Annotated in this window: 20 protein-coding genes and 1 tRNA gene; 15 read left to right on the top strand and 6 right to left on the bottom strand. The window is 64.0% G+C overall.

Going from position 1 to position 16,357, the window contains the following annotated elements; all coding sequences use genetic code 11:
* Positions 1-123 precede the first annotated feature (123 nt).
* Both dacB and E7681_RS05525 read right to left on the bottom strand, forming a co-directional pair.
* Positions 124-1,512 carry a D-alanyl-D-alanine carboxypeptidase/D-alanyl-D-alanine endopeptidase gene (gene dacB / locus E7681_RS05530; RefSeq protein ID WP_342777048.1) on the bottom strand — a complete coding sequence of 463 codons (1,389 nt, stop codon included), beginning with the start codon at positions 1,510-1,512 and terminating at the stop codon, positions 124-126.
* 154 nt (positions 1,513-1,666) lie between these two features.
* A complete protein-coding gene (locus E7681_RS05525) occupies positions 1,667-2,266 on the bottom strand; it encodes a nicotinate-nucleotide adenylyltransferase (protein WP_136338269.1) in 600 nt (199 codons plus the stop codon).
* Between the two features lie 101 nt (positions 2,267-2,367).
* Between E7681_RS05525 and E7681_RS05520 the strand changes: the two genes are divergently transcribed.
* On the top strand, positions 2,368-3,240 hold the full coding sequence (locus E7681_RS05520; RefSeq protein WP_136338268.1) for a bifunctional helix-turn-helix transcriptional regulator/GNAT family N-acetyltransferase: 873 nt from the start codon (positions 2,368-2,370) through the stop codon (positions 3,238-3,240).
* A 5-nt stretch (positions 3,241-3,245) separates the two neighbouring features.
* Here the strand turns inward: E7681_RS05520 and rpiB are convergent, their stop codons facing one another.
* The gene (gene rpiB, locus E7681_RS05515; protein WP_136338267.1) at positions 3,246-3,686 is read right to left on the bottom strand and encodes a ribose 5-phosphate isomerase B; all 441 of its coding nucleotides are present in this window, start codon (positions 3,684-3,686) and stop codon (positions 3,246-3,248) included.
* Positions 3,687-3,846: 160 nt separating this feature from the next.
* Here rpiB and ettA point away from each other — a divergent pair, with 160 nt between their 5' ends.
* Both ettA and E7681_RS05505 read left to right on the top strand, forming a co-directional pair.
* Entirely contained in the window at positions 3,847-5,502 is a 1,656-nt protein-coding gene (gene ettA, locus E7681_RS05510; protein WP_136338266.1) for an energy-dependent translational throttle protein EttA, read from the top strand.
* A gap of 228 nt (positions 5,503-5,730) precedes the next feature.
* Positions 5,731-5,934, top strand: a complete 204-nt coding sequence (locus E7681_RS05505; RefSeq protein ID WP_136338265.1) for a hypothetical protein — start codon at positions 5,731-5,733, stop codon at positions 5,932-5,934.
* A gap of 83 nt (positions 5,935-6,017) precedes the next feature.
* Here E7681_RS05505 and E7681_RS05500 read toward each other — a convergent pair whose 3' ends face one another.
* Complete coding sequence (locus E7681_RS05500; RefSeq protein WP_136338264.1) at positions 6,018-6,221, bottom strand: YgaP family membrane protein; 204 nt, start codon at positions 6,219-6,221, stop codon at positions 6,018-6,020.
* A 163-nt stretch (positions 6,222-6,384) separates the two neighbouring features.
* On the opposite strand from E7681_RS05500, the gene E7681_RS05495 reads away from it, so the two are divergent.
* The 3 genes from E7681_RS05495 to E7681_RS05485 all read left to right on the top strand — a co-directional run bounded on the left by E7681_RS05495 (position 6,385) and on the right by E7681_RS05485 (position 9,258).
* Positions 6,385-6,792, top strand: a complete 408-nt coding sequence (locus tag E7681_RS05495; protein WP_136338263.1) for a universal stress protein — start codon at positions 6,385-6,387, stop codon at positions 6,790-6,792.
* 150 nt (positions 6,793-6,942) lie between these two features.
* Entirely contained in the window at positions 6,943-8,742 is a 1,800-nt protein-coding gene (gene lepA / locus E7681_RS05490) for a translation elongation factor 4 (protein ID WP_136338262.1), read from the top strand.
* Between the two features lie 168 nt (positions 8,743-8,910).
* Positions 8,911-9,258: a hypothetical protein gene (locus E7681_RS05485; RefSeq protein WP_136338261.1), complete on the top strand. Its 348-nt coding sequence runs from the start codon at positions 8,911-8,913 to the stop codon at positions 9,256-9,258.
* A gap of 9 nt (positions 9,259-9,267) precedes the next feature.
* On the opposite strand, the gene E7681_RS05480 is transcribed toward E7681_RS05485, so the two are convergent.
* Positions 9,268-9,576, bottom strand: coding sequence for a hypothetical protein (locus E7681_RS05480; RefSeq protein ID WP_136338260.1), 309 nt, complete (start codon positions 9,574-9,576; stop codon positions 9,268-9,270).
* Positions 9,577-9,954: 378 nt separating this feature from the next.
* Positions 9,955-10,029, bottom strand: a tRNA-Thr gene (locus E7681_RS05475).
* A 102-nt stretch (positions 10,030-10,131) separates the two neighbouring features.
* Between E7681_RS05475 and E7681_RS05470 the strand changes: the two genes are divergently transcribed.
* From E7681_RS05470 to E7681_RS05430, 9 genes are all read left to right on the top strand, one after another.
* A complete protein-coding gene (locus E7681_RS05470) occupies positions 10,132-10,311 on the top strand; it encodes a hypothetical protein (protein WP_136338259.1) in 180 nt (59 codons plus the stop codon).
* Positions 10,311-11,582, top strand: coding sequence for a UDP-N-acetylglucosamine 1-carboxyvinyltransferase (gene murA / locus E7681_RS05465; RefSeq protein ID WP_136338258.1), 1,272 nt, complete (start codon positions 10,311-10,313; stop codon positions 11,580-11,582). The genes E7681_RS05470 and murA overlap by 1 nt, the downstream gene beginning before the upstream one ends.
* Positions 11,579-12,055, top strand: coding sequence for a DUF2948 family protein (locus tag E7681_RS05460; RefSeq protein WP_136338257.1), 477 nt, complete (start codon positions 11,579-11,581; stop codon positions 12,053-12,055). Before murA ends, E7681_RS05460 begins: the two co-directional genes overlap by 4 nt.
* A gap of 95 nt (positions 12,056-12,150) precedes the next feature.
* Positions 12,151-13,452: a histidinol dehydrogenase gene (hisD, locus tag E7681_RS05455; RefSeq protein WP_136338256.1), complete on the top strand. Its 1,302-nt coding sequence runs from the start codon at positions 12,151-12,153 to the stop codon at positions 13,450-13,452.
* Between the two features lie 11 nt (positions 13,453-13,463).
* Entirely contained in the window at positions 13,464-13,943 is a 480-nt protein-coding gene (locus E7681_RS05450; protein WP_136338255.1) for a UPF0262 family protein, read from the top strand.
* 4 nt (positions 13,944-13,947) lie between these two features.
* A complete protein-coding gene (locus E7681_RS05445) occupies positions 13,948-14,406 on the top strand; it encodes an arsenate-mycothiol transferase ArsC (RefSeq protein ID WP_136338254.1) in 459 nt (152 codons plus the stop codon).
* Positions 14,406-14,798, top strand: a complete 393-nt coding sequence (locus E7681_RS05440) for a ketosteroid isomerase-related protein (RefSeq protein WP_425471375.1) — start codon at positions 14,406-14,408, stop codon at positions 14,796-14,798. Before E7681_RS05445 ends, E7681_RS05440 begins: the two co-directional genes overlap by 1 nt.
* A complete protein-coding gene (locus E7681_RS05435) occupies positions 14,795-15,379 on the top strand; it encodes a GNAT family N-acetyltransferase (protein WP_136338252.1) in 585 nt (194 codons plus the stop codon). Before E7681_RS05440 ends, E7681_RS05435 begins: the two co-directional genes overlap by 4 nt.
* 51 nt (positions 15,380-15,430) lie before the next feature.
* Positions 15,431-16,312 carry a carbon-nitrogen hydrolase family protein gene (locus E7681_RS05430; protein WP_136338251.1) on the top strand — a complete coding sequence of 294 codons (882 nt, stop codon included), beginning with the start codon at positions 15,431-15,433 and terminating at the stop codon, positions 16,310-16,312.
* Positions 16,313-16,357: the final 45 nt, after the last annotated feature.

The raw sequence follows: 16,357 nt of genomic DNA, 5'->3' as shown, positions 1-16,357 counted from the left end.
AGACACTAATCGCGGATTGTCCCGTGCAGGTGGCCACAGCCTGCGCGCGGGCAGGCTGGCGCTCCACTCACGAACGTCCGACAAGGTGCGCCCGCAACGGCGCACCTTGTTTCTTTTGGGGGATCAGCCCGCGTATTCGGTGCCCCAGCGTTCGATCAGCGCCTGCTGCAGCTCTTTCGAGATCCTGTTCCAGTGCCGCCCGCCTTTCGGACGCTCGCGCTCGGCCACGCTCAGGGCTTCGCGGCGGGGGTTGTCGGCGGTGAAGATCGCAAAGGCCAGATCGCGCCCGCCCGGGGTCGAGATGTAGCCCGCCAGCGCGCTGACGAAGTTCAGCGTCCCGGTTTTGGCCCGCACGGTGATCGGGTGGTTCTTTTGCACCTTGCCGCGCGCATCGCGCAGCGGGATGCCCTTCAGCATCGCCTTCAGCGGCCCGTTCTGATGCGCCGAGACCAGCGCGCGGGTCATGTCCTGCGCTGATATGCGCGACGCATCCCCCAGACCCGAATGATCCACCAGCCGCGTTTGCGTCATGCCCAGCCGTTGCGCCGCCCAGCGGCTCATCTCTTGGGCACTGCCGCGCAGGTCGGCGGCCTTGCCGGTGCGGGCCTGCGTGGCGGCCTGACCCACCAGTTCAGCCGTCAGGTTGGTCGAGTATTTCAGCATCAGCCGCAGAATCTCGCGCAGCGGGTCGCTTTCATGCGCCAGCAGCGTCGTGCCTGATGGCGCTTTGCCGGTCGCCGCCTCTTCGGGCAGGGCGATGCCGTGGGCGCGGGCCAGACTGCGGAACACCTGCCCGGCGTAAATCTCGGGGCGGCGGACCGGCAGCCAGCGCGACCCGCCCTTGCCTAGCGCGGCACTGGCGACGGTCCAGCTCTCGATCCCGGCCTTGTCGCGGTAGGTGTAGGTCGGCAGATCGCGCGCCACGACGGCCATCGTGGCCATCCGCACCTCGGGCCGGTAGCGGTCCGAGCGCGCGTCCATCGTCACGCCCCAGCTTTGGCCTTCGCGTTTCCACTCGAAATGCACGCGGTTGAAGTTCAGCGACAGGCCCGACAGGGCAGGGTTATAGCCGACATGCTCGGGCTGGTCGGGGTCGATCTGGCGGGCATAGGGCAGGGCGCCGCCCCAGACCAGGAACCGCCCGGTGATCCCCTTGACGCCGGATTGCTTCAGCCGCGCGGCCAGCTTGGCCAGCGCGTCGGTGTCCAGCGTCGGATCGCCACCGCCCGCCAGCACCAGATCGCCCTGCACGATCCCCCCCGTCACCGGCCCCGTCGCGATCAGCCGGGTGCGGAACCGGTGGTTCGCGCCCAGATGCTCCAACGCGTACAGCGCCGTGACCGTTTTCGTGACCGAGGCCGGTGGCAATCCGGTCGCCGCGGCGTGGGTCTCCAACATCTGCCCCGAGGATGCATCGGCCACCGCAAAGGCGACCTGACCGGTCAGCCGGGCCTTGGAAATCAGCGTCTGCGCCCCGACCGAGGCCCCCGAAAGGGCACGCTCGGGCCGCAAATGCGGGCGTAAAGATAAGGCCGGAGGCCCCGCCAATACGGGGCCCGCCATCAAAAGTGTGCTGGCAGAAACCAGAAAAGACCGTCTTGAAATGCGTTGAGTCATGATGCGCCGAATCTAACCCCAGCCGGGGCTTGGAAACAAGCGTCCAGCCTTAGCGCCAGTCGCCGCGACGGCGGATTTCGCTAGAGGAATGGTCCATCATCGGGACGTTCAGGAAACACCAGCGCGGCGGCTGTGCGTGGCCCAGTTCCCGGCAGGCTTCGAGCGGCAGCCGGGCGTGGCGGAACACCTGCGCCGCCTTCGACCCCCGGGCCGAGATCCGCTGACCCGGTCGCGCCAGCACCCCCACGGGGACGTTGGACATGATCCACTGCCAATCCTGCCACTGGCTGAACTGCACCAGGTTGTCCGCGCCCATCAGCCAGACGAACCGGACGCCGGGATACAGCTGCTTCAGCCGCCGCAGCGTCTGCGCGGTGAAGCGCGTGCCCAGCTGCGCCTCGATATCCGTCACGGTGACGCGCGGGTGTTGCATCACCGCCTTGGCCCGCGCGATCCGCCGCCCGATTTCCGCCGGTCCGCGCGCCTTTAGCGGGTTGCCGGGGCTGACCAGCCACCACACCCGGTCCAGCCCGAACCGTTTCAGCGCCTCGCGGGTAATATGCGCGTGGCCTTCGTGGGCGGGGTCAAACGACCCGCCCAACAGCCCGATCACCGTGCCGGGTGGCGCATATGGCAGCGAATTTTTCATCCCGTTTCAATCGCCTTGCCGTGGCGTCGCTGTCAACCCGGATTGACGCGGGGGGTGTGGTTGACTTAAGTAAACCAAAACGATTGACCAAGGTAAACCATATGCCCGCCGATCCCATCACCCGCATCCGCCGCTTCAATCGCGCCGTCACCCGTGAAACCGGCGCTTTGGACCAGTCGTTTCTGGGGCGGGGCCGTCCGTTGGGGCCTGCGCGGGTGCTGCACGCGATCGGCCACCACTCGCCCGAGCTGGAGGCGATCCGCACCTATCTGGACCTCGACAAGGCGCTGTTGTCGCGCTTCCTGAAGGCGCTGCAACGGGACGGGCTGGTCGCGCTGACCCCCGATCCCGCCGATGGCCGCCGCAAGCTGGCCACGCTGACCTCCGCCGGGCAGGCCGAACTGGCCGAGTATGACGCGCTGTCCGACGCCCGCGCGCAGGCATTGCTGGCCCGCCACCCCAAACCGCAGGCCCTGCTAGAGGCGATGGACCTCATCGCCTCGGCCCTCGGGCAGGATGTCGAGATGCTGGAGATGGACCCGCGCGACCCCCGCGCCATCCACTGCCTGACCGAATATTACGCCGAGCTGGGCCGCCGCCTGCGCACCGGATTTGACGTGAAACTGTCCGCCGATCCGGGCGCCACCGACATGATCCGCCCGCGCGGCGCGTTTCTGGTGGCGATGTCGGATGGGTTGCCGCTGGCCTGCGTCGGCCTGAAAGGCACCGACAAGGGCTATGCCGAGATCAAGCGCCTGTGGGTTTCCCCCGCCGCGCGCGGCATGGGGCTGGCCAAACGCCTGATGACCCGGATCGAATCCATCGCCCGCGATCTGGGCATCACAACCCTGCGGCTGGACACCAACTCGGCCCTGCCCGAGGCGGTCGCCATGTACCGCACCGCCGGCTGGGACGAGATCGACCGCTTCAACGACGACCCCTATCCCGACCATTTCTTCGAAAAGCGGCTGTAAGGGCCTCAGCCCTCGATCATGTCCACGCGGGTGGCGTGACGGCCGCCCTCGAACTCGGCACCCAGGAAGGCGTCGACGATGTCCAGCGCCAGCCCTTCGCCCACGACGCGCGCGCCGATGGACAGGATGTTGGCGTTGTTGTGCATCCGGATCATCCGGGCCGAGAACGTGTCCGAGCACACGCCGCAGCGGATGCCCTTGACCTTGTTGGCCGCCATCATGATGCCCTGGCCGGTGCCGCACAGGATGATGCCCAGATCCGCCTGACCCGAGGCCACCTTCTGCGCCGCCGCCTGGCCGTGCAGGGGGTAGTGCGTGCTTTCGGTCGTCATCGGGCCGATATCGGTGACGTCATAGCCCTTGGCCGCGATGTGATCGGCAATGGCGCGCCGCAGATCAATGGCGGCGTGGTCGCTGGACAGAACGATGCGCTTGCTGGCAGTCATGAGGAGGTTCCCGTTTGCAAGGGGGGCCATTGCCCCGTTTCCCCCTCGCCATAACAGAGACCCGCCCCAGCCGCCAGATCACGCGCCAACAGTGATTGCCCCCGCCCGCGTGGTCCGGTATCACACGGCCCAACCTGAATTTGCGAACCCGAGGTCCGTCATGGCATCCTACCAGTACGTTTATCACATGTCGGGGGTCTCCAAGACCTATCCCGGCGGCAAGAAGTGCTTCGAGAATATCCACCTGAACTTTCTGCCCGGCGTGAAGATCGGTGTCGTCGGTGTCAACGGCGCGGGTAAATCGACCCTGCTGAAGATCATGGCCGGCATGGACAAGGACTTCCAGGGTGAAGCCTGGGCCGCCGAGGGCGCCAAGGTCGGCTACCTGCCGCAGGAGCCCGAGCTGGACCCGTCGCTGGACGTGCGCGGCAACGTGATGCTGGGCGTGAAGGCGAAAAAGGACATCCTCGACCGCTATAACGAGCTGGCCATGAACTACTCGGACGAAACCGCCGAGGAAATGGGCAAGCTGCAAGACGAGATCGACAGCCAGAACCTGTGGGATCTGGACAGCCAGATCGACGTCGCGCTCGAGGCCCTGCGCTGCCCGCCCGACGATGCCGATGTGACCAAGCTTTCGGGCGGTGAAAAGCGCCGCGTCGCGCTGTGCAAGCTGCTGCTCGAAGCGCCCGACATGCTGCTGCTCGACGAACCGACCAACCACCTGGACGCCGAGACGATCGCATGGCTGCAACAGCACCTGATCGACTACAAGGGCACCATCCTGTGCGTCACCCACGACCGTTACTTCCTGGATGACATCACCGGCTGGATCCTGGAACTCGACCGTGGCCGCGGCATCCCCTACGAGGGCAACTACTCGGCCTGGCTGGAGCAGAAAGCCAAGCGGCTGGAGCAGGAAGCCCGCGAGGACAAGGCCAAGCAGAAGACGCTGGAACGCGAACTCGAATGGATGCGGCAGTCGCCCAAGGCCCGTCAGGCCAAGCAAAAGGCCCGTATCAACGCCTATAACGAGTTGGCCAACACGTCCGAGCGTGAAAAGGTCGGTCGCGCCCAGATCGTCATCCCCAACGGCCCGCGTCTGGGCAACAAGGTGATCGAGGTCAACGGCCTGTCCAAGCACCTTGGCGACAAGCAGCTGATCGAAGACCTGTCCTTCAGCCTGCCGCCCGGTGGCATCGTCGGTGTGATCGGCCCCAACGGCGCCGGCAAAACCACCCTGTTCCGCATGCTGACCGGTCAGGAACAGCCCGACGAGGGCACCGTCGAGTATGGTGACACCGTGAAACTGTCCTACGTGGACCAGTCGCGCGACGACCTGAACCCGAACGAAAACGTCTGGGAAGCCATCGCCGACGGTCAGGACATCATCAAGCTCGGCGACGCCGAGGTGAACGCCCGCGCCTATTGCTCGGCCTTCAACTTCAAGGGCTCGACCCAGCAGAAGAAAGTGTCGCTGCTGTCGGGTGGTGAGCGTAACCGCGTCCACATGGCCCGCCTGCTGCGCTCGGGCGGCAACGTGCTGCTGCTTGACGAACCGACCAACGATCTGGACGTCGAAACCCTGCGCGCCTTGGAAGACGCGCTTGTCGATTTCGCCGGCTGCGCCGTGGTCATCTCGCACGACCGTTTCTTCCTCGACCGGATTTGTACCCACATCCTGGCCTTCGAAGGCAACGCCCACGTGGAATGGTTCGAGGGCAACTTCGAGGACTACGAAGAAGACAAGAAACGCCGCCTCGGTCCCGACGCACTGGAGCCGACCCGGATCAAACACAAGAAATTCACGCGCTGAGCGTGAGAAGGGCGGCCCAAGTGGCCGCCCTTCCCATATCTGCCGTCCGGGGGCACCCCGAACCGCGCCCGACCTCTGCCCCTGAGCCCGTCCCGACGCCGCCCTGCACTGTTCAGCACAAAACCGCCACGCGTGCGAAAAATTTCCACTCGCCTCAATGTAGCCATATTCTCCCGTTTACGTTGTATTTACGAATTCATGTCCAGATGGATGAAAACGGAGACTCAAATGGCACTTGTCGTATTGCTGATGTTCAGCGTGCTCGGCTTCGTGACGGCGGTTGTAGGTTTCCTCGGCTTTGGATTTTCCACCATCGCCGCTTTTGTCGTGTATTTCGGCCTGGCGCTGTTCGGCCCGGCCTTCCTGCTGCCCCTGACCCGGATTATCGGCCGGATGACCGGGGAAGGCTCCGAAGGGATCGCTTCGGTCTGATTGCCCCGCTCACGGATACAGACTCGCAGATACAAAAAGGCCGCGCCCGAAAGCGCGGCCTTTCTCAGTCTCTGGAGGAAGACTTACTGGAAGGCGCAGCCGGACTTGCAGCCCAGCTTTTTGAAGATCATGGCCGCCGGGCAAAAGCCGGTGAAGGACGACTGCAGCAGATTCGCGCCGATGAACACGGTGAACCACATGAAATAGGGCGACACGTAAACGGTCAGAACGACGCTCAGCAGCACCATGATGCCAGCGAAACGGAACATTGCGCGATCAATCGACATGGGTAGGGTCCTTTACAAGGGTTTTGGGGGCCGCCGTTGGGCGGGATGACCCTGATATAAACATTCCAAATTCGGAATACAATAGAAATCTGTACGTGACCTGTATCAAGGCGCGCAGGCGGCGTTGGGCGCACCATGGACAAAACCTCAGGAGGACCCTGCCATGTACACGAATATCCTTGTGCCCGTTTCCTTTGACAGTGACCGCAACGCCGCCGGTGCCATCGAAGTGGCCGAGGCCCTGTGTGAAGAGGGGGGAAAGATCACCCTGATCCACGTGATGGAGCATATCCCCGGCTACGCGATTTCCTACATGCCGACCGACTACATCGCCGAATCGCGCATCGCCATCGAAACCGAGCTGGCCGCGCTGGGCGTTGCCCTGCCGAACGCCGAGGCCGTGGTGGTCGAGGGGCATTCGGGCCGCACCATCGTGGATTGGGCTGCGGAAAACGGCGTGGATTGCATCGTGATCGCCTCGCACCGGCCGGGGATGCAGGATTTTCTGCTGGGCTCGACCGCGACGGCGGTGGTGCGGCATGCCCGCTGCGCGGTGCACGTGTTGCGCTGAAACACTGGGGGCGGCGCGGGCTGAGGGCCCGGGACGCCTCCGGCGGGAGTATTTTGGTCAGAAAGAAACAGGGTCGCGCGCTTTGGAAACAAGGGGCGGGGCGCATCTGACCCATTGACCGGCGCTCGAATCCGCATCATATCGCAGGCCATGACAGACCTCGCCCATATCCGCAATTTTTCCATCGTTGCCCATATCGACCACGGGAAATCCACCCTGGCCGACCGGCTGATCCAATCCACGAACACCGTGGCCGAGCGGGACATGAAGGCCCAGATGCTCGACGCGATGGATATCGAGCGGGAGCGGGGCATCACCATCAAGGCCAACTCGGTCCGGATCGAGTATATCGCCAAGAACGGCGAGACCTATGTGCTGAACCTGATCGACACGCCCGGTCACGTCGACTTTGCCTATGAGGTGAGCCGGTCGATGCAGGCGGTCGAGGGATCGCTGTTGGTGGTCGACGCAAGCCAGGGCGTTGAGGCGCAGACGCTGGCCAACGTGTACCAGGCGCTGGACGCCGATCACGAGATCGTGCCGGTGCTGAACAAGATCGACCTGCCCGCCGCCGACCCCGAGCGGGTAAAGGAAAACATCGAGGACGTGATCGGCATCGACGCACAGGATGCGATTCCGATTTCCGCCAAAAGCGGTCTGGGCATTCCCGACGTGCTGGAGGCGATCGTGCACCGTCTGCCCGCCCCCAAGGGCGAGCGCGACGCGCCGCTGAAGGCGATGCTGGTGGACAGCTGGTACGACCCCTATCTGGGCGTGGTCGTTCTGATCCGCGTCATCGACGGCGTCATCAAGAAGGGCGACCAGATCAAGATGATGCGCACCGGCGCGGCCTACAAGATCGACAAGCTGGCCGTGCTGAAGCCGCAGATGGTGGATTTTCCGGAACTCGGCCCGGGCGAGATCGGCGTTTTCACCGCGCAGATCAAGCAGGTGCGCGACACCAAGGTCGGCGACACCATCACCCATGACAAGAAGCCCTGCGCGCAGGCGCTGCCGGGCTTCAAGCCGTCGATCCCGGTGGTGTTCTGCGGGCTGTTCCCGGTCGATGCGAATGATTTCGAGGCGCTGCGGGATGCCATCGAAAAGCTGCAGCTGAACGACGCCAGCTTCAGCTCGGAAATGGAAACTTCGGCAGCGCTGGGCTTTGGCTTCCGCTGCGGTTTCCTGGGCCTGCTGCACCTTGAGGTGATCCGTGACCGTCTGGAGCGTGAATACGATCTGGACCTGATCACCACGGCGCCCTCGGTGGTTTATCACCTGCACATGAAGGACGGGACGATGCAGGAGCTGCACAACCCCGCCGACATGCCCGACCTGACCTATGTCGACCACGTTCAGGAACCCCGCATCAAGGCCACCATCATGGTGCCCGACGAATACCTGGGCGACGTGCTGAAGCTGTGCCAGGATCGCCGCGGTATCCAGATGGACCTGACTTATGCCGGCACCCGCGCGATGGTGGTCTATGACCTGCCGCTGAACGAGGTGGTGTTCGACTTCTACGACCGTCTGAAATCGGTGACCAAGGGCTACGCGTCCTTCGACTACCAGATGATCGGCTACCGCGAGGATAACCTCGTGAAGATGCAGATCCTGGTGAATGACGAACCCGTGGACGCGCTGTCGATGATGGTGCACCGCGACCGCGCCGAAACCCGTGGCCGCGCCATGTGCGAAAAGCTCAAGGACCTGATCCCGCGCCACATGTTCAAGATCCCGATCCAGGCGGCCATCGGCGGCAAGGTCATCGCGCGCGAGACCCTGTCGGCCCTGCGCAAGGACGTGACCGCGAAATGCTACGGCGGCGACGCCACCCGGAAAAAGAAACTGCTGGAAAAGCAGAAGGCCGGTAAGAAGAAGATGCGCCAGTTCGGCAAGGTCGAGATCCCGCAAGAGGCGTTCATCTCGGCCCTCAAGATGGACAGCTGATCAAAAAGCCCGCCAGCCGGCGGGCTTTTTCTTTGGAATATTGCGGAACCGATTTTGCCTTCATCACTCGATGCACCTCACGCGCATCGTGGTGTCAAACAATATTTACGATAAATTCAATATCATATACACAATCCCAAGTAGATATTGTCGCAAATTGGGGTTCGTATGAAAACGATACTATTAGTCGGGATGATGCTTCTTGCCGGATGTGCGTCTCAAATCATGGAAGGATTTGTGGGGAAAGACATCTCGGAAGTGTATGTTCAGTACGGGCCGCCGATGAACAGATTTGAAATGCCTGACGGTCGGCACGCGTTCCAATGGCATATTCAGGAAGAGTTCTTTATGCCGTCCACGACAACCATCAATACCTATGGCGGTATGGCTACTGCGCAGACATATGGTGGCGGTATCTACTCCAACAGCTGCTACTACACGCTCTACGCCAAACCGAACTCAGCGAAAAGTTTCACCGTTGTTGGTTTCGAGCAGCCTCGTATTGATTGCGAGTAAGCGGCATAGTCACTCCCGCAGTTGATCCCGCAGATTCCAGTTGAACAGGGCGGGTTCGTCGGTTGCGCCTTTGACGCGTTTCCAGCGGCGATAGTTGTCCTCCATCCGGGTGCGTTCCTCGCGCAGGCTGCGGGTTTCCCAGGTCTCCAGCAGTTCGCATTGGTGCATCGGCACCAGCGCGGCCACGGCGCGGCCGTAGCGGGTGATCCACAGCCGGTTGCCCATGCCGTGGACCCAGTGCATGCCCTCGCCGCAGGACTGGCGGAACTCGGTCAGCGAGGTGATGCGATACGGGGTCAGGCGGGTCATGTGGCTCATGCGGGGCAGTGTGGCCGGACAGGGTTAACGCCGCCTCAGCAGGCCGTACGGCGGCCCCCGGGGCTTTCCCTGTGGTTTGCGGACCGAATCCCACAAACCCTGTGGAATTTTGCCACGGCTGCGTCTGTGCCAGTGGCGCAGCGCCGGGGCGGGGCCCCACGCATGTCGGCCCCGGCAAAGCGTCCGCCAGTGCCTGTTTTTTGCCGGTTGTGGTCGGTCGGTTGAAGGTTGCGCAGCTTTGCTGTCAGGCGTTTTGTGGGGCCTGTGGGCGCACGGTGCATATGGCGCGGGGGATTCGCTGTAAAACCTGTAATGATTTGAAAACGCACGTAAAAATCCGCCTGTCTGGCGGTGGCGTGGTGCGGTTTTGGGGGAAGATGGTGCTGCTGGACAGGATTGAACTGTCGACCTCTCCCTTACCAAGGGAGTGCTCTACCACTGAGCTACAGCAGCGCCGTTTCCGTGTCGTCCGGTGTGTCCCGTCCGACCGTGGAGCGCTGATTAGCGGTAAATGAATCGGTGTGCAAGCCCAATCTGGACGCTTTTTTCACCCTAATGTATGAACGCGTCATGGAGCAGAAAACACCCGGCACAAAACCCCCGAAAAAGCCCCTCGCGCGCGAGGACCGCTTGAAGGCTGCGCTAAAGGCCAATATGGCCCGCAGAAAGGCCCAGGCCAAGGCGCGCTCGGGCCAGGAAAATGCCAGCGAAAACAACGACGAAGGGCAGGACTGATGGATTCGATTCTCGTGACGGGCAATGGCCCGCTGAATGGCAGCATTCCGATCGCCGGGGCCAAGAACGCCTGCCTGACGCTGATGCCCGCGACTCTGTTGTCGGACGAGCCGCTGACGCTGACCAACGCGCCGCGCCTGTCGGACATCCGCACCATGACGACGCTGCTGCAATCGCTGGGGGCCGAGGTCACCTCGATGCAGGGCGGCAAGGTGCTGGCGATGTCCAGCCACGACCTGAACAACCACACCGCCGACTATGACATCGTGCGCAAGATGCGCGCCTCGATCCTTGTGTTGGGGCCGATGCTGGCGCGCGAAGGCCATGCGATTGTGTCGCTGCCCGGCGGCTGCGCGATTGGCGCGCGCCCCGTCGACCTGCACCTGAAGGCGCTGGAGGCGATGGGCGCCGAGCTAGACCTGCGCGACGGCTACGTCCACGCCAAGGCCCCTGCGGGCGGCCTGAAGGGCGGTATCGTCGACTTCCCGTTTGCCTCTGTCGGTGCGACCGAAAACGCGCTGATGGCCGCCACGCTGGCCAAGGGCACCACCGTTCTGAAAAACGCCGCGCGCGAGCCCGAGATCGTCGATCTGGCCGACTGCCTGCGCAAGATGGGCGCGCAGATCGAGGGCGAGGGCACCAGCACCATCACCATTCAGGGCGTCGACCGTCTGCACGGCGCGACCCACCCCGTGGTCACCGACCGGATCGAGCTGGGCACCTACATGCTGGCCCCCGCCATTGCCGGCGGCTCGGTCGAGCTGCTGGGCGGCCGCCGCGACCTGCTGGAGGCGTTCTGCCAAAAGCTCGAGGAAACCGGGATCGAAATCACTCAGACCGACACCGGCCTTGTCGTCAGTAACACCAGGGGCCGGGTCAAGGCCGTGAACGTCACGACCGAACCGTTCCCCGGCTTTCCCACTGATCTGCAAGCACAATTCATGGCGCTGATGTGCACCGCCGAGGGCACCAGCGACCTCCACGAGACGATCTTTGAAAACCGTTTCATGCACGCCCCCGAACTGACCCGGATGGGTGCCAAGATCGAAGTGCACGGCGGCACCGCCAAGGTCACGGGCGTGGCCAAGCTGCGCGGCGCGCCGGTGATGGCGACGGACCTGCGGGCCTCGGTCTCGTTGATTCTGGCGGGTCTGGCGGCCGAGGGCGAAACCATCGTCAACCGTGTCTACCACCTGGACCGCGGCTATGAACGGGTCGAGGAAAAGCTGGGCAATGTCGGCGCGAAAATCGAACGGGTAAAGGGCCAATGACGCAGGACGCACGTTTCGAGGACGGGCGCGAAGCCCCGCTGAACCTGGGCGCGCTGGATGGCGACGACCTGAAGGTGATCTCGGCGCTGGTGCAGGATGCGGTGTTCCCGGCCTCGGAAATGCGTTGGCTGGCCAAGGAACAGCGGTTTGCACTGCTGCTGAACCGATTCCGCTGGGAAGACGCCGGGCGCGACCGCCACGGGGCCGAGCGGGTCCAATCCGTTCTGGTGTTCGAAAACGTGCAGCGTGTCGCCTCGCAAGGCGTGCCCCGCGGCGAGGCGGACATGATCCTGTCGCTGCTGTCGCTGGATTGGCAAGAAGGCGAGGCACCCTCGGGCGTGGTCGAACTGGTGCTGGCGGGCGACGGCGCGATCCGGTTGCAGGTCGAGGCGCTGGAGGTCTCGCTGCGCGACGTGACGCGGCCCTATCGTGCGCCCTCGGGGCATGTGCCGGGGCACCCGGAAGGCGCCTGAACAGGCAGTTATGTCAGCAAGATGACGGGCGGGCCGCGCAAAGGCTTGAGGCCGGGGCGCGGGGCGGCTATGTCGGTGCGAAGCCCGGAGGGACCATGCCTGTATTTCTGAACGCATCCGACGCCGATTTCGAAGCCACCTTTGCCGCCCTGCTGGGCGCCAAGCGCGAGGACAGCCCCGATGTGGATGACGTCGTGGCCGGGATCATCGCGGATGTGCGGGCGCGCGGTGATGCGGCGGTGATTGACCTGACCGCCCGGTTTGACCGTCTGCAACTGACGCCTGAAACCCTGCGCTTTTCCGAGGCCGAGATCGACGCCTACGTAGCGCAGGTGCCAGAGGCCGAACGCGCCGCGCTGGAACTGGCGGCTGTACGTATCCGCGCCTACCATGAACGCCAGATGCCCGAGGATGCCTATTGGACCGACGAAAGCGGCGCCCAGTTGGGCTGGCGCTGGACTCCGGTCTCGGCGGCGGGGCTGTATGTGCCGGGCGGGTTGGCCTCCTATCCCTCGTCGGTGCTGATGAACGCGATCCCCGCCAAGGTGGCCGGGGTTGGGCGGTTGGCCATCGTGGTGCCGACGCCGGATGGTGTGGCGAATCCGCTGGTTCTGCTGGCCGCGCGGATCGCCGGGGTGGACGAGGTTTATCGCATTGGTGGCGCGCAGGCTGTGGCCGCCCTGGCCTATGGCACCGAAAGCATTGCGCCGGTGGACAAGATCACCGGGCCGGGCAACGCCTTTGTCGCGGCAGCCAAGCGGCGGGTGTTCGGCAAGGTCGGTATTGACATGATCGCCGGGCCGTCCGAGATTCTGGTGATCGCCGACAAGGACGCCAATCCCGACTGGATCGCGCTGGACCTACTGAGCCAGGCCGAGCATGACGAAAGCGCGCAGTCCATCCTGATTACCGACAGCGCCGATCTGGCCAAGGCGGTCTCTGCCGCGGTCGACAAGCATCTGGAAACGCTGGAGCGCCGCGCGATTGCCGGGGCCAGTTGGCGCGATTACGGCGCGGTCATTATGGTGAACGATCTGGATCAGGCCGCCGCCCTATCGAACCGCGTCGCCCCCGAGCACCTGGAGCTGTGCGTGGCCGATCCCGACGGTCTGGCCGAAAAGATCACCCATGCGGGCGCGATCTTTCTGGGCGGCTGGACGCCCGAGGCGATCGGCGATTACGTCGGTGGCCCCAACCACGTCCTGCCCACGGCGCGTTCGGCGCGGTTTTCGTCGGGTCTGAGCGTGATGGACTTCGTCAAGCGCACCACGCTGGCCAAGATGACCCCCGCGGCGCTGCGCGCCATTGGACCCGCCGCTGAAACGCTGGCAATCTCTGAAAGCCTGGAAGCACACGGCCTGTCCGTGCGCGCCCGCCTCGACCACCTGAACGAGTAAGGACGACCCCCATGTCCCGGATTACCCATATCGAGCTGGACGACAGCAACCTCCCTCCGCCGACGCCCGAGATCGAGCAGGAGCGCAAAGTCGCGATGTTCGACCTGCTGGAGGAGAACTCGTTCGACCTGCCCAAGCGTGACGATCGCGTCGTCCCCGAAGGCCCCTACCACGTGGGCCTGTCGATCAAGGAGAAGCGGCTGGTGTTCGATATCGCCTCGGAAGCGGGGGAAAAGGCGGCGGAGTTCCACCTGAGCCTGTCGCCCTTCCGTCAGGTCGTCAAAGACTACTGGTCGATCTGCGAAAGCTATTTCGACGCCGTGAAAAACCTGCCGCCCAGCCAGATCGAAACCATCGACATGGCGCGCCGGGGCATCCACAATGAAGGCGCCCGCATCCTTCAGGAACGTCTGGAGGGCAAGGCCGAGGTGGATACGGACACGGCCCGGCGTCTGTTCACCCTGATCTGTGTGTTGCATTTCGGAGCCTGAGTCCTTGGTTGAACCTCTGCCCCAGTCGGTATTGTTCTGTTGCGATCACAACGCGGTCCGCTCGCCTATGGCCGAGGGGATCATGAAGAAATTCTACGGCACCGGCACCTATGTGCAGTCGGTCGGTGTCATGGGCGATCTGGAAATCGACGGATTCGCGATTGCCGTCTGCCATGAGCTGGGGGTCGAGCTGTCGCGCCACCGCGCCCGCAGCTTTGAGCAGCTGGAGGAATGGGGCGACGCGCTGTCCTCGTTCGATCTGATCATCGCGCTGTCGCCCACCAGCCGAGAGATGGCGACCCAGCTGACCCGGATTTTCCATCTGGACGTGGAATATTGGCCGATCTTCGATCCGACCTCGACCGGGGAAAACCGCGAGGCCAAGCTGGTGGCCTACCGCAAGGCGCGCGACCAGATCGTCGCCAATCTGACGGCCCGCTGGGGCGCTCCGAAGGGGATGTGATGCAGGTGATCCAACGCTATTTCGACGCCTTCAACGCGGGCGATCTGGACGGGATGCTGGCCTGTTTGGCCGATGACGTGGCCCACCACGTGAACGAGGGCAAGGTGCGCGTCGGCAAGGACGCATTTGCCGAGTTCTGCGCCCACATGAACCGCAGCTACAAGGAACACCTGACCGACATGGTGATCTTCGAGGCCGAAGGCGGCACCCGTGCCGCGGCCGAGTTCATCGTGAACGGCACTTATCTGGCCACCGATCCCGGCCTGCCCGAGGCGCATGGCCAGACCTACCGCTTGCCAGCGGGCTCGTTCTTCTCGCTCCGGGATGGCAAGATCACCCGCGTGGTCACCTACTACAACTTGGCGGACTGGATCGCGCAGGTTTCGGCATGATCGAGGTGCGCGCCCTGACAGGTGCCGCGCTGGACGAGGCCCTGGATGACGTCGCGCAGCTGCGGATCACCGTGTTCCGGGACTGGCCGTATCTCTATGACGGCGATCTGGATTACGAGCGCGGCTACATGTCCAGCTATCGCGGCAATGACCGGGCAATCGTGGTTGGGGCGTTTGACGACGGGCGTCTGATCGGCGCGGCGACGGGGACGCCGATGGAGGATCACGCCAGCGATTTCGGCTCGGCCTTTGACGGCACGGGCGAGGATCTGTCGCGCATCTTCTACTGCGCGGAATCGGTACTGCTGCCCGACTATCGGGGCCACGGGATCGGCCATCGGTTTTTCGATTTCCGCGAGGCGCATGCCCGCAAGCTGGGCAAGGCCAAATCCGCCTTTTGCGGGGTGCTGCGTCCGGCGGATCACCCGGCCCGGCCAGAAACCTACCGTCCGCTGGATGCATTCTGGCGCAAACGGGGCTACCATCCCCTGGCCGGAGCGGTGGCACAGTTCAAATGGAAGGATGTCGGGGAGGCGGCGGAGACGCCCAAGCCCCTGCAATTCTGGATTCGCACCTTGTGACGTCGGAACGCCTTCGGCGAGAGTATTTTGGATCAGAAAGAAATGGCTAAAATGAAGATTGCGACTGCTGCATACCCGTTGGATTGGTTTGAAACCTGGGCGGATTACGAGGCCAAATTGCGTGGCTGGGTGTCCGAGGCGGCTGGTCAGGGGGCCAATCTGCTGGTGTTTCCGGAATATGGCGCAATGGAGTTGGCCTCGCTTGCCGGGGCAGAGGTGGCGGCGGATCTGAAGGGCTCGATCTCGGCGGTGTCCGAGCGGGTGGAGCGGTCGAATGCCGTGCTGGCCGGGCTGGCACGCGAGTTCGGGGTGTACATCCTGGGCGGGTCGGCCCCGGTGCCCGAGGGGGGCGTGGTGGTGAACCGCGCGCCGTTCTTTGGGCCGGATGGCGGGGTGGACCATCAGGACAAGCAAATCATGACCCGGTTCGAGCGCGACGATTGGGGCGTGTCGGGGGGCGGGGCGCTGAAGGTTTTCGAGACCGCCCTGGGCAAGATCGGCGTGCTGATCTGTTATGACAGCGAGTTTCCCCTGCTGGGGCGCACCCTGGTCGAGGCCGGGGTCGAGGTGATCCTGGTGCCGTCCTGTACAGAGGCGCTGGAGGGCTATTGGCGCGTCCGCATCGGTGCGATGGCCCGTGCGTTGGAAGGGCAGTGCGTGTGTGCCATGGCCTCGCTTGTGGGGAAGCGGCCCGAGATTTTCGCGGTCGAGGAAAACACCGGGATGGGGGGCGTGTTCGGCCCGCCCGACATGGGCTTTCCGGCGACGGGTGTGATCGCCGAGGGGCAGCTGGGCGTGGCTGGCTGGACCTATGCCGAGGTCGACCCGAAGGCGGTGCGGGCCGTTCGCGCGGATGGTCACGTTTTGAACATGACCCATTGGCAGGAACAGTCGCCGCGGGCCGTTCCCCCGCGTCCGGTTGTCCTGAGGTAGAGATTTCCCTTGAAAATCCGGCAAAATGCGCCCATCTAACGCGCG

Source organism: Thalassobius vesicularis, assembly GCF_004799325.1.
GTDB lineage: Bacteria > Pseudomonadota > Alphaproteobacteria > Rhodobacterales > Rhodobacteraceae > Thalassobius > Thalassobius vesicularis.
Note: the sequence above shows the minus strand (reverse complement) of the source record. Positions and strands in the feature narration are given on the sequence as shown.